The sequence below is a fragment of the uncultured Nostoc sp. genome (genome assembly GCF_964245575.1).
Taxonomy (GTDB): Bacteria; Cyanobacteriota; Cyanobacteriia; order Cyanobacteriales; family Nostocaceae; genus Nostoc.
In genome coordinates, this window is record NZ_CAXTNP010000259.1 from 1 (window position 1) to 11,135 (window position 11,135).

Genomic DNA, 11,135 nt, shown 5'->3' on the forward strand with positions numbered 1-11,135 from the left:
CTTAAGAGTTGGCTTCTCCCTATTATATGCAGCTTCATATTAAATTGGTATTAGATGAGGAATTAGCACTTGAATTTAGCGAAATAGACAAAGCATTTAGACAACTAGAAATTAAATATCAATCGCTACTTAACACTAGAAAGTTTTTCAACAATGGCAAAAATTGATACTACAAAAGCAGCCGCGAGGGCTGTAGCAGAAAAGCTGGCAGGACGTAAACAAAATGGCTCATCTAGCAGTAATTCCACATCCGCTAATGCCACATCTACCACTGTCCCCATAGATAGCCGTATCCCTGGCTTGATGACGGTAACTCCTGATTTGATATCAGGAATGATGCCAGCTTTTAAACCAGAAGATTACCGTATAAATGACCCTTTAAATCCAAACGATACTCTCCCGCAAGCAACTCAAAGCCAGCTAGATAAAGGTATGAAAATCTATGAAGGTGCTACGCGTTCGCTCAAATTGACGGGTGCAGCGCTCGACCTGACACGCGAGAAATTTACTGTAATTGGTAAACACTCAAAGGCTTTTGGTGCTGGCATCCAAGCAGCTACCGAGATTGAGAAAGTCAAAGGTAACTACCTTGACTATTTGAATCAAAAAGAGGTGACTACCCAAAAATCAGTTGCTTTAGATGTCAGCCAAGTAAAGACTCTAGCCGATACAAATATTTCCATTTATAGCAAAGATGAACTAGACCAAAAACTGGCTCTTGCACAAATAAAAGCTGAGGAATTAAGGCTAAGAACTGTTGAGTCACAAGGGAACCAAGCAAACTTTAAAGCACAGTTGGGTGATTATCTGGAGGTGAAATCATGAGATTATCTCACAGCTTAGGGCTAAGTGCTTTTAGCTTATGCGCTGGCTTGGCGATCGCTTCTGGAGGGTTCACTAACGATATAGCCAAAATAATCTCTATGCTTGGCGTGGTCGCATTGCCAGCAAGTTTTATTACTTACTTTATCGCTGATACTAAATCACAGAGATTGTTAAACGATGCCGAAAGTAAGAACGAACAAGCAGGTCAAACACTGCATAAAGTTATCAGACAATTCGACACTTGCAAGTCAAGGCTATCCACTGTCACAAGCCTTCTAGAATCCCTGAAAGATGAACTCAAGGAAGCCAGAAATACCATCAACTCATTAGGTCACAGCAAACTAGAAAACACAGGTTTAATCGCCCAACTGCAAGCTAAGTTGAATCAAGCTTTTACCCAGTCACAGCAAGATAAACAGCGTATTGAATATTTAGAATCCGAATGTGAGCAATGGGAATTTAACTTTAAAACTCAAGTAGAATCGGAAGCTAATCAACGTTTTCAACTTGCTAAGTCTCAGGAGTTAGAGAAAATTTATTTAGAGCATGATTTGATAACCTGTGAAGCTATGCAGTTATTCTGTAGGCTGCAATCATGGTCGGAGAAGGTGGCACACGGTCATCAAAGTAAAGCTGAAATTATCAAGAGTTTAGCAAGTAGTTACAACGAAAATTTAGATGAGGTTGGGGAAGCGATCGCACATGAGCGCCAAAACTATCTTTTACAAATCGAGCTACTAAACGAGCGTGTAGGGCAGTTACAGCAACAATTACAAGGTGATTTAGTAGAACCTGTGTATGGTGACTTTGGCTTTGATATCAACGGGAAAATCGCCAATGAGATAGCGCGTACCTTGTTTACTGATATCAGGTTAGCTTTAAACGTTAAAGGCTTACATTTTAAGCCTGACGGCGTTGTAGATGTGGGTTATGGGTATTCGCGCTCTGTTCACCCCAAAGCAATTGTAGAAGCTATCAGCAAGCATTCAGAAGTACTGGTTAAGAAACTGGGATTATTCAAAATTACCAGCGTTCGCAAGTTAGAAATAACCGACTGTATTGTGGTGAGTTACCGTGTAGAACCAGCTATCAAAGCAGATGAAATCAGGTTGATGCTTGGGACTGCTGACGAGTTTATTAATTACGTGGTCAGTCATCCAATTCGTTATCGGCTGATAGCAGATCCGGGCATGGGGAAAACTCCCACAAGCGCGGTGATGATTAGCGAAATTTTGAAAGCTGGTTGCACTCGCGGCAATACTGGCAAGGGTGAGAGAGTGCCACACACCTTAGTAAATGTGAGTTATCCCGGTGCTGTCGGTTCACTCAAAGATTCTAGTTATCCCCTTGATATTTTTCTTCAATATGGCGACACAACTGCCGCTATTAAATCTTTTGAAGATTGTCTAGACGATGGTAGATTCCGTATTCACAATCCCAATTTTGCAGCTAACTACTTTCAAATCTGGGTATGGGAAGAGTTAGACAATACCCTTAATTCTTCTAGTGAACCATACGAAACAGGCGAAAACTTCAAGAAAATTCTCAAACAGTTTGGACACAATAACATCGGCTGGATTGTGTCTGGTCAATCTGTGATGACTAAACAAATCCCAGGTTTTACCAATGATGATCGGTCACTATTTACCGAAATCATCATTGGCATTCCCAAAATTAGGCATTACCTAAATACTTACGGTAAGGGCAAAAATAGCGAGTCTAACTTGGCTAAGTTAACCCGAAACTTAGATGCTATTGAAGAGTATATCGACCATAAGAACGAGTTAGTTACCGACGATGCGAGATTATTAAGAGTAGCCTTAGTAGTTGATTCTCGCTCACCCAAACTTTACTTTTTACCTAATCTCGATCAAGTCAGTTTTAACTATTCATTGATAGAAGAGACAAAGCGACTGGCTAGGCTTGCCAAGTCTCCTGACACGGCTGGTAACGGACTGGTAAGCAAAAACCCAAAGCTTTATACAGCAAGCACTGGCACAATGGCATCCTTGCCACCAATTTCGACTATAGGAGGTAGCCACCAAAGAAGCACAAGTCCCCACTGTCCCCACTGCGTAAGCGCAAATTTAAAGCTACAAAATGACGAGAGATATCGCTGTCTAGGCTGCAAAAAGCGCACAGTTAGTAAGAAAGTGGTGTGGAGATAAAATCATGAATTCGGATGAACTTACAGCGATTATCTATCAACCTAGAAACGACCATGAGCCAGGATATATCTACCTGATGGAAGCTGAAAACTATCATGGTTTAATTCCTGGGGCGTGGTTGCGTAGATGCAAAATTGGATTATCCAGAGATCCACAAGCTAGACTTGATAGATTTCACCGCAATCAACCGCCCTGCAATGTCAAAATTCTTAAGACTATTTATGTTGAGGATATGGCAGAAATTGAAAACCAGCTACATGAAAAATTTAGTCATTGCAATGTTGACTTAATTAAAAGCCAGGAATGGTTTGATTTTTATCCCATTCAATTTTTATCTGTTCAGTGGGAGTTTGAAAAGCGAAGATTGTATGTGTTTAGTATCAGCGAATTGCCTATTAAGTTAATCATTCTCGGTATGGTAGGGATTCTAGGAGTAGGAGTCATCGCGGGAAAATTGACAAATCAGCCACCCGTGCAACTGCAAAAACAATTAGCTAAGTGAGCAAAAGTTAAGGGAGGTTGTTAGCCTCCCCTTGGTTTTAGAATGGTGTGTTGCCTGTTTGGTTTACTTTGGCTAGATATCCTCGCCAGTATTCGCCCTCGGTTGTTTTTGGTGGGAGTGCGATTGCCGCGTCGAATTCTCCGTCAAAGTAGTCGCTAGTAGCTTGGAATTGTAGAGGCTTGGCAATTGTGAGTAACATACAGGCATCCTATTTAATATGTGGCGGTTAGCAGCCGCCTTTTCTTATCCCTATACTAATCCTCTTGTTATATGACTACAAGTGCTTATGTATAGAGATAATTGATTAATATTCTATTTATTCCTTAAACTTACTATGGCTATACAAGTCACAATGTATTGACATCTGCTTACTCCTTGTTTACTATCTAAATATATAAACTTTATCTCAAAGTAACCAAGGAATTAGGGATATGTCTAGAGAATTAAAGACTGTTGATGAATTAGAAAACACTTATATTGACGAGCGTGTAAGCTGGCTACTGCCTCAGTTTGAAGCTTTGGCCCCATACAAGCTAACCCAGAGAAAGAAAGGTGTAGGTGATTTTTTGGGATGGGAGCGATTAGCAGTTATTGAAACCAAAAATTTAAAAATCAATTACCCGGACTCGCGCCCAGAAGATGAAAAAGAGTATGGCACGGCATTAAGGCAGATTACAGCATTGAAAAAAGCACTTCTTACTGCTGCAAAGACAGAATTGAAAGATCATGCCTTAATCAATCCAGTCAAAACAATCATTACTCATTTTGGCAATGCCCTTAGCTACCAATTCGCAAGCTATAAAGAGCGTCAAAACTCACGCTACAGAGAGACTGTAACAGAGCGTAGAGAAAAAATAAATAGAATTGAAATTGACCTTACAAACTCTCTCAAATATGCCCACAATGTTCTGACTGATATCAAAAATGGTCAGGATGCTAATTGGCTCGATGTAAGCTGTGCGGTCGCACTCGCAACAGGCCGCCGTATGGCAGAAGTGCATCTATCAGCCACCTTTGAAAAAATCGACACTTACACCGTGGCTTTTAAAGGTCAACTCAAAGGCAAAACCCGCAAGATAAGGCAGGGTGATAAAGCAGTCCATCTCAGAGATGTAATCTTTAAAATTCCTACACTATTACCTGCTGAATTGGTCTGTTTTGCCTTGCAGTGGCTTGGCTTAAAAGGTAAGCGTTTTCCGCAAGATGAAGACCCGGAACGAGTGAACCGACGCTTTTCTAAAACCTTAAACGAAGCTTGCAAACAGTGGGAGATTTTTCCAACTGATGAACGCACTTATCACAAATTTCGCGCCGCATATCTAAGAGCCGCGATCGTCAACGATGGCAATGTTGACCCCTACGACTTCATCGACTTTGCAAAGCTTGTGCTAGGTGATGACGATGAAAGCACTATCAACGCCTACAAGCGTTATGAAATCAAGCTTGGAACACTTACCCGTGTTTAATTAAGTCCCTATACATAACCTCTTGACACTGTAATACAAGAGGGATAGTATAGGTATATTGCATTTCCATACAAGAGGAATAGTATAGGTATATGACTAACACAACTACTGTAGACTCTATCAAAAAACAATCTGATGAAAGCCAACTGATGTATGGTCAAAGGCTTGGGCAAGAATTAGTAAAAAAGCTCAAAGGTAAAAAGGAAGAGTCTGTAATTCGTGAAATAACTTTGGAATATTGGCAAGCGATTATTGATGAAATTCCCAACGAAAACAGTATTAAACGACCTCGAACTGCTATTAGGAAAGCGATTGAAGAAGCTTTCCCTTCCAGTGAGAAACCAAAACCTGGCTACTATCTCACTTCATCTGGTAAAGGTAAGGCTGAACGCTATGAGCATCTTTCTCTCTGGTATGTGACCACAAGTAAAGATAGGTGGGATATCACAAGCGATAACGAACGTTCTAAATATTTCGCTCAATGGGAAAAACCAAGCTCTGAACAGCTATCTGAAATTGAAACTGAAACTAAAACTGAAACTGAAACTGAAACTGAAACTAAAACACGATTACAAATCACCCTTGACGAGATGAATATTTCAGAGATGCAACTGGATGCACAGACGGCTCTTATGGTAGAAAGTGCTTTAGCTCACTCTGGTATTTCCTTGGCTGATTTCGTTCGTCGTGCAATCCATGTGTACGCAAAAACCATCACTGGTAAAGTCAAGCAATCTTCAGAAGACTTGACAGCAGTATCAACAGAAGATTTAAAAAGTGACTCTTACAAAACCCATCCTGGACGCGCTGAAGAATTGACTAGACGCGCTATTTATGCTTTAGAAATTCACAATAATAATTGCACCGAGAAAGCCCAAAAATGGCACATAAATCAAACTGCCATTCAATCTCTCACAGGAAGTAAACCAGCTACCATCAAGGCAATTTTAGGGAATTACCAAACTCGAATTGATGACCACAACCTCAAGCACGATTTAAACCCCTACGATAATCGTAAAGGGAATGGTCGCAAAATTGAATTAGAAATCGATTTAACTGCACTTGTACCAGATGGGCAAGATGTGATGTAGCGATACCGGGGCTACACCTGCTCAGTAGCCGCAATTTGGTCAATGTCGTCTAACATCCATTTCCCGACATTTTCCCTAACCGGGGGAAGCATCGACAAGCAGGGGTATAGCAACGACTGATGAAAAATTACACCATTTGACGTGAAATACTTTTTTTTTTTTGGTCAGTATATTGCTTGAATATATATCAAGAATATCTAGGTAATTTTGGGTAACTTTCGTCTAGTCCACTTTTCCTAAGGGGGATAATGTGCGTCAATTTCAAGCTTTTTATTAGTGTTTATCTCAAGACCACTTCTACCCACAGGTGACAACATAGCCAAACTCGCCGCCGCTCCTAATACTTGTTCGTCGCTCACTTCCAAATATTTCTGCAACTGCTCTAAATTCCGATGCCCTGAGATTTCCTGAATTACCCGCAGTGGTATGCCAGCGTTACTCATCCGGGTTAAGGCAGTACGCCTGAAGCTATGGCTACTCACTCCAAAAATATCTACTTGCTGACAAGCTCCTCTCAAAATCCTAGCGGCTGAGTCCTCGCTAATATGTCCATCACTGCGACCGGGAAACAAAAAATCGTCCCCTGCCAGTGGGTAGTATTCAACCAGTAACCGCCGTAAGTCTTCAATCACTGGTATAGACCTAGTAGCCAGCTTCCCTTTGGTGTTTGACTTCCTAATCACCAGCCGGGGTCTGACATTGCCCTTGGGTGTGTAGATGTCTTGGGTGAACAGGGTACAGCATTCACGAATTCGGCAAGCACTGAAGAGACAGACACCGAACAAAGTGCGATCGCGGTGATTATCTAAGCCATCACTGAAAATTAGCTGTATCTCTGACTGCGTTAAAACTTTGGCGCGTCCATGCCGATTGATTTTCATTGCCCGACTGTAGACCCAGTGATCCACAGCCTACAACGATTTGACACCGATTAGTCAGAATTGATTGACCGAGATTAGTGAAAGGCAACAGTGGCTCTTTCTGTCTTTATCTCAACATCTGATGCATCTGTCCAATTTTCTAACCAATCTCCATCAACGTCCTTAACAAACTGGTATATTGCATCAACACCCATACGTTTTTTAGCGCGTCTTAACTCTCTGACGCTCTCAAGAGCTTCTTTAGCTCTAGCAATTCTCTGTTCTTTAGGGATCTCTACTTGATAGGACATTATGGCTTAAACCGCTTATCTGTCTATATCAATTTTACAATAGCATTTTTTAGAGATTTGGTCACTACACCGGAAGGCTTCTAGTCCAATCCTTGACTCAATCTGAGGTACTGTTGGGTTGTAATTTACAAACAATCCTCTATCAATTCGCCAATGTTGTAAAGTATCTAACCAATTTTGCTGCTTTGATTCAGAAAGTGTATCTCGGATACTGGTTATTTGGACACAGAGGGGTAAATTGGTTATTCCAGAAGTTAGTAAATCTGTTGCCATTGATAGATCCGCAATATAGCAATGAAATGTATTACCTCCAAGACTTTCTATTGCATCACATATCTTTTCAACTAACAAAGTATCGTTACCTTGAAATTTACCAGCCATTAATTCTTTTTTCCAAGTGTCTTTTTTAGGGTCTGGCTCATTAATCCACAATGGAAATAAATATTCATACCAATACCTCTCTATAGGTGTTACTGAGGACAGTAGAGCCTCTTTATCCTCTTGAGGTATTAACTGTATATCTAACCAAAAAGTAGCATCATCTATTAGTTCTTTTAAAAGAAGCATTACGTGTTTTTTAGATACAAGTTGTCCAGGTTTTTTCTGAGCAATCCATCTACTCATTTCCTTTAGTCTTAATGCCAACTTTGGATAAGTATCTTGAGAATCTTGAATTAATCTTACTAAATCAGACTTGATTTAATCTGGATATTTTTGCACACTAATTTCACTACCTCAATTATTAGTCTATTTTAAGAGAAACTTTATACCAACCTTTCCATTGTTTTACTAAATTACTGACACTTCCAAACCTAATCACCACCACGCCAAACTCGCCACTGTTATCAGCAATCGTTATCTAACCTATGACTGAAGATTAGCTCAAAAATTGGGTGTGTGGACGTGAAATTTTGGTTCGCCCCTTCGAGCTAGGCTCACTCCTGCCATCACTATAATTACAGCTTTCCTTCCCGCTCCAATTTTTCTTGTGCTGCATTTAACAGCCATGCCCGACGACTTGTCTTAGTCAACTTCCGAGCATCATCAATGAGCTTGCATAACTCAGGTGGGATTGCCATTTGGAACCGCACTTCCTTGGGACTATCCTCCTGCTTATCCGCTTTTGGTGGTGGACTACCAGCATTAATTACCCGTTCAATATCTATCTGCTTTGGCTCTGATGTGTTGCTACGACTCGGCTTTCGGATTGTCATTTTGTACCTTTTTTATGTCTTTTCGGTACTATCTTAGTACTAAAGCAGTACTGATAGAGTGCTTCTAATTCCAGCACTGCTTTTTGGTCGCGTGGCTTGATTTCAGTCACAGCTAAACCCTGCGTGTGAGAATTGGGGAAGGATTTTCTATCTCCAAATCGTGGTGGAATTAGTTCAACACCAGGAGTCTCTTCAATAATTTGCATTGCTTCCTCATTATCCCGCCCGGATGCGTCAGCACGATTAAGGAACGCCCAAGCTTTTAGTTCTGGATTTACTGTCCGAACATCTTCTAAAAGTAGTGCGACTTTTTCCAGAGTCCAAATATCAGGCCCCCTTGGGGGAATAGGTAAAATAACGAGATTAGCGATCGTTAAAGCAGCCCTTTGAGTAGTTGTATCCCTTCCGCCCACATCAATAATTACATCTTGGTAACGGGGAGCCAACTTTAAAACTTCGTCTCTAGCCGCCCTGCCGCGAAGTTGAACGCAGGTTAGCTTTTGACTAGCCGTTGGGTAATTCTCGCTGCGAGTAGAAGCCCAAAGACTAGTTGTCTCTTGATCATCCCCATCGATTAGCAATACTTCATAGCCATCAGCTATGCGCCGAACTGCCAAATTAGCAGCTGTAACGCTTTTTCCACAACCGCCTTTGATCCCGCCAACAACGATAATCATAGTACTGACTTTATTTTCATCTAGAACTGGATTGGTACTAATCTAGTACCAAATAAGCTAGGTGAGGGTGGAAAAATCCCTATTAGGGCACTATTTAACACTCAAGGAAAATTGTTTTATAGAGGAAAAGGCGATCGCATTCAAACTAGATTGCCTACCTCTGATTTTTTTACTTTAATTCTGACTTAAGGATACTCAACTCATTACTAGGTCTGAGTTTCAGTGAATAAGTGTTTTCTTGACTCGAATTGCTGAAACCCTTACAAGACAAGTACTTTACTTGAGTTTACAAATTAGCCCTAAAGCTCAGATTTGAGAAGTAGGTGATCGTCCTAAAAGTCGTGACTTTATTTTAGAACACCTAACACAGAAATTGAGCTTGGCCGCATAGTATCAATTTTCTGTCAATGCGTAAGTTCTAATAAGATGCGTTTGCCCTAAATAAAGATGTGACTAACGCATAGCTTACGAAAATTAGCAATGATTATGTCATCGTGTAAGTGTGATCTAAAGCACTTACAATGAAAAGTTATCATTTGTATGATTTTTCTGTTACTAATACAGCAGTAACCTGTTTAATAACTAGTTAAAAGGACTAAATCACCAGCAATTGCTGTACAGCTGTAGAACAACGAATTATTTGACCAAAACGGCAGATTCTTTGTCAATAATCCAAATTCTTCTATATCGCTTGTTCAAGCAATTTCTACAGGTTTATATCAGAAACCATAAAAATTAAATTCCTCTATAGCGAAGCTTACAAGTTTGAAGAACTTGACTTGTAATTTGTCGCTGTGGTCAAATAATCTGTCGCTCCACAACAGTGCATCTATCTAACATACAATGATAATTCAGCTTATGCCTACAAAAATAATAATTCGTGAGTACCAAATTCTAGATGTTCGATGTGAATCGAGAGGACTCAAAGTACATAATCTAGGTCGTGATGACTGGTTTATTTATGTAGCGTCAGTTGGACAAGATGAGGGATTAGCTAAATATCATCTTCATGTATTTTTTAATAAGACTATCCCACCTACCGAAATAGTTAAGGTTTTGCCCAAAAGTGGTAATTGGAGAGATGGTAATGAGCCAGATTTAGCAAAAGTTTTATATGATCAATGGGTAGCAGAGGTTCGTGACACTGACTCACGCACACGGGAAGTAACTGAAATATTTTTGAAACTTCTTAGAGACTTGAATTATGTTCAAGAATAAACTATTTGCTTTTCATGATCTCAACTATGTTTAGATCATGTTTTTAACTAAGAAATAAGTCCGTTGTCTATTCAACTATAAAGAGAGTTAACTATGTTTTCACAACTGAAACAAAAAATCAAATCAATAGTTAGTACTATTATTTTAATGGTACTAATAATAACTGGTATGGTTGTATTACCTAATAATTCAGCATTAGCTGATACTAATTGTGCTTGCGTAACAAGTGAAGCACAACCTCAAAACGGTCAAAAAACCCGTTCAAGCGGAAACTTTTCAACACAAGGTTGTACAAGTACTGTAAGTTGGATACTACCACCAAATGTTACACTCGGTATTTATCGAGATGTTTCAGGTGGTAAAGATAAGTTTGTGTATGATATTAATAACGGTGTTAGAACGCCAAATTCAAATCTAAGGAATTTATATGCTGGTAATCCAAGAGGAGCTAATTCACCTTTTCAAGTTTGTGCTTTAAATGTAGATTAAAAATATAGTTAAAATTTATTTTTAGCACTGCATACTTGAAAATTGTTGAATTAACTGTAGGGCTGAAATTTTATTTCAGCCCTACAGTTTTTAAGCTTACAACAGTTTACCAATTATGCTATGCATTAGTCACATCTTTCTTAGGGATTTCCAGAAAATAAACTATTTGACATCGTTGACCCGTAGCGAATTACGGCAATATATCCTTGAACACAGAGAAGATGAAGAAGCGCTACAAATTTACGTTGATAGATTCCAATCCAATACTGCTCGGTTAAGGAAAAATAGGGACTAAAATAAAGCAGATTATGTTC

General features: G+C 39.7%; 14 protein-coding genes. 8 read left to right on the forward strand and 6 right to left on the reverse strand.

What is annotated here, in order from left to right; all coding sequences use genetic code 11:
* Positions 1-153: 153 nt before the first annotated feature.
* The 3 genes from ACFFAP_RS30115 to ACFFAP_RS30125 are packed head-to-tail and all read left to right on the forward strand — an operon-like array spanning position 154 to position 3,495.
* Positions 154-825: a hypothetical protein gene (locus tag ACFFAP_RS30115; RefSeq protein ID WP_375514650.1), complete on the forward strand. Its 672-nt coding sequence runs from the start codon at positions 154-156 to the stop codon at positions 823-825.
* Entirely contained in the window at positions 822-2,993 is a 2,172-nt protein-coding gene (locus tag ACFFAP_RS30120; RefSeq protein WP_375514651.1) for a hypothetical protein, read from the forward strand. Before ACFFAP_RS30115 ends, ACFFAP_RS30120 begins: the two co-directional genes overlap by 4 nt.
* A gap of 4 nt (positions 2,994-2,997) precedes the next feature.
* Positions 2,998-3,495 carry a GIY-YIG nuclease family protein gene (locus tag ACFFAP_RS30125; RefSeq protein ID WP_375514652.1) on the forward strand — a complete coding sequence of 166 codons (498 nt, stop codon included), beginning with the start codon at positions 2,998-3,000 and terminating at the stop codon, positions 3,493-3,495.
* A 37-nt stretch (positions 3,496-3,532) separates the two neighbouring features.
* On the opposite strand, the gene ACFFAP_RS30130 is transcribed toward ACFFAP_RS30125, so the two are convergent.
* Positions 3,533-3,694, reverse strand: coding sequence for a hypothetical protein (locus ACFFAP_RS30130; RefSeq protein ID WP_375514653.1), 162 nt, complete (start codon positions 3,692-3,694; stop codon positions 3,533-3,535).
* A gap of 232 nt (positions 3,695-3,926) precedes the next feature.
* Between ACFFAP_RS30130 and ACFFAP_RS30135 the strand changes: the two genes are divergently transcribed.
* Together ACFFAP_RS30135 and ACFFAP_RS30140 are read left to right on the forward strand one after the other, a co-directional pair.
* The gene (locus ACFFAP_RS30135; protein ID WP_375514654.1) at positions 3,927-4,961 is read left to right on the forward strand and encodes a protelomerase family protein; all 1,035 of its coding nucleotides are present in this window, start codon (positions 3,927-3,929) and stop codon (positions 4,959-4,961) included.
* A 92-nt stretch (positions 4,962-5,053) separates the two neighbouring features.
* The gene (locus ACFFAP_RS30140) at positions 5,054-6,052 is read left to right on the forward strand and encodes a hypothetical protein (RefSeq protein ID WP_375514655.1); all 999 of its coding nucleotides are present in this window, start codon (positions 5,054-5,056) and stop codon (positions 6,050-6,052) included.
* Between the two features lie 236 nt (positions 6,053-6,288).
* Here ACFFAP_RS30140 and ACFFAP_RS30145 read toward each other — a convergent pair whose 3' ends face one another.
* From ACFFAP_RS30145 to ACFFAP_RS30165, 5 genes are all read right to left on the reverse strand, one after another.
* Positions 6,289-6,933: a tyrosine-type recombinase/integrase gene (locus ACFFAP_RS30145; RefSeq protein WP_375514656.1), complete on the reverse strand. Its 645-nt coding sequence runs from the start codon at positions 6,931-6,933 to the stop codon at positions 6,289-6,291.
* Positions 6,934-7,007: 74 nt separating this feature from the next.
* Positions 7,008-7,223, reverse strand: a complete 216-nt coding sequence (locus ACFFAP_RS30150) for a hypothetical protein (protein WP_375514657.1) — start codon at positions 7,221-7,223, stop codon at positions 7,008-7,010.
* 15 nt (positions 7,224-7,238) lie between these two features.
* Positions 7,239-7,847, reverse strand: coding sequence for a hypothetical protein (locus ACFFAP_RS30155; protein ID WP_375514658.1), 609 nt, complete (start codon positions 7,845-7,847; stop codon positions 7,239-7,241).
* Positions 7,848-8,179: 332 nt separating this feature from the next.
* Positions 8,180-8,437 carry a hypothetical protein gene (locus tag ACFFAP_RS30160; RefSeq protein ID WP_375514659.1) on the reverse strand — a complete coding sequence of 86 codons (258 nt, stop codon included), beginning with the start codon at positions 8,435-8,437 and terminating at the stop codon, positions 8,180-8,182.
* A complete protein-coding gene (locus tag ACFFAP_RS30165) occupies positions 8,434-9,114 on the reverse strand; it encodes an AAA family ATPase (protein WP_375514660.1) in 681 nt (226 codons plus the stop codon). Before ACFFAP_RS30165 ends, ACFFAP_RS30160 begins: the two co-directional genes overlap by 4 nt.
* 858 nt (positions 9,115-9,972) lie before the next feature.
* Here ACFFAP_RS30165 and ACFFAP_RS30170 point away from each other — a divergent pair.
* The 3 genes from ACFFAP_RS30170 to ACFFAP_RS30180 all read left to right on the forward strand — a co-directional run bounded on the left by ACFFAP_RS30170 (position 9,973) and on the right by ACFFAP_RS30180 (position 11,116).
* Positions 9,973-10,332 carry a hypothetical protein gene (locus ACFFAP_RS30170; protein WP_375514661.1) on the forward strand — a complete coding sequence of 120 codons (360 nt, stop codon included), beginning with the start codon at positions 9,973-9,975 and terminating at the stop codon, positions 10,330-10,332.
* A 93-nt stretch (positions 10,333-10,425) separates the two neighbouring features.
* Positions 10,426-10,821, forward strand: a complete 396-nt coding sequence (locus tag ACFFAP_RS30175; RefSeq protein WP_375514662.1) for a hypothetical protein — start codon at positions 10,426-10,428, stop codon at positions 10,819-10,821.
* A gap of 115 nt (positions 10,822-10,936) precedes the next feature.
* Positions 10,937-11,116: a DUF6887 family protein gene (locus tag ACFFAP_RS30180; protein ID WP_375514663.1), complete on the forward strand. Its 180-nt coding sequence runs from the start codon at positions 10,937-10,939 to the stop codon at positions 11,114-11,116.
* The last annotated feature ends 19 nt before the right edge of the window (positions 11,117-11,135 follow it).

Coding starts and splice junctions, on each gene's coding strand:
- ACFFAP_RS30130 (WP_375514653.1), bottom strand. CDS start 3,694: ATGTTACTCACAATTGCCAAGCCTCTACAATTCCAAGCTACTAGCGAC.
- ACFFAP_RS30175 (WP_375514662.1), top strand. CDS start 10,426: ATGTTTTCACAACTGAAACAAAAAATCAAATCAATAGTTAGTACTATT.
- ACFFAP_RS30125 (WP_375514652.1), top strand. CDS start 2,998: ATGAATTCGGATGAACTTACAGCGATTATCTATCAACCTAGAAACGAC.
- ACFFAP_RS30145 (WP_375514656.1), bottom strand. CDS start 6,933: ATGAAAATCAATCGGCATGGACGCGCCAAAGTTTTAACGCAGTCAGAG.
- ACFFAP_RS30140 (WP_375514655.1), top strand. CDS start 5,054: ATGACTAACACAACTACTGTAGACTCTATCAAAAAACAATCTGATGAA.
- ACFFAP_RS30180 (WP_375514663.1), top strand. CDS start 10,937: ATGCTATGCATTAGTCACATCTTTCTTAGGGATTTCCAGAAAATAAAC.
- ACFFAP_RS30160 (WP_375514659.1), bottom strand. CDS start 8,437: ATGACAATCCGAAAGCCGAGTCGTAGCAACACATCAGAGCCAAAGCAG.
- ACFFAP_RS30155 (WP_375514658.1), bottom strand. CDS start 7,847: ATGAGTAGATGGATTGCTCAGAAAAAACCTGGACAACTTGTATCTAAA.
- ACFFAP_RS30170 (WP_375514661.1), top strand. CDS start 9,973: ATGCCTACAAAAATAATAATTCGTGAGTACCAAATTCTAGATGTTCGA.
- ACFFAP_RS30135 (WP_375514654.1), top strand. CDS start 3,927: ATGTCTAGAGAATTAAAGACTGTTGATGAATTAGAAAACACTTATATT.
- ACFFAP_RS30150 (WP_375514657.1), bottom strand. CDS start 7,223: ATGTCCTATCAAGTAGAGATCCCTAAAGAACAGAGAATTGCTAGAGCT.
- ACFFAP_RS30165 (WP_375514660.1), bottom strand. CDS start 9,114: ATGATTATCGTTGTTGGCGGGATCAAAGGCGGTTGTGGAAAAAGCGTT.
- ACFFAP_RS30115 (WP_375514650.1), top strand. CDS start 154: ATGGCAAAAATTGATACTACAAAAGCAGCCGCGAGGGCTGTAGCAGAA.
- ACFFAP_RS30120 (WP_375514651.1), top strand. CDS start 822: ATGAGATTATCTCACAGCTTAGGGCTAAGTGCTTTTAGCTTATGCGCT.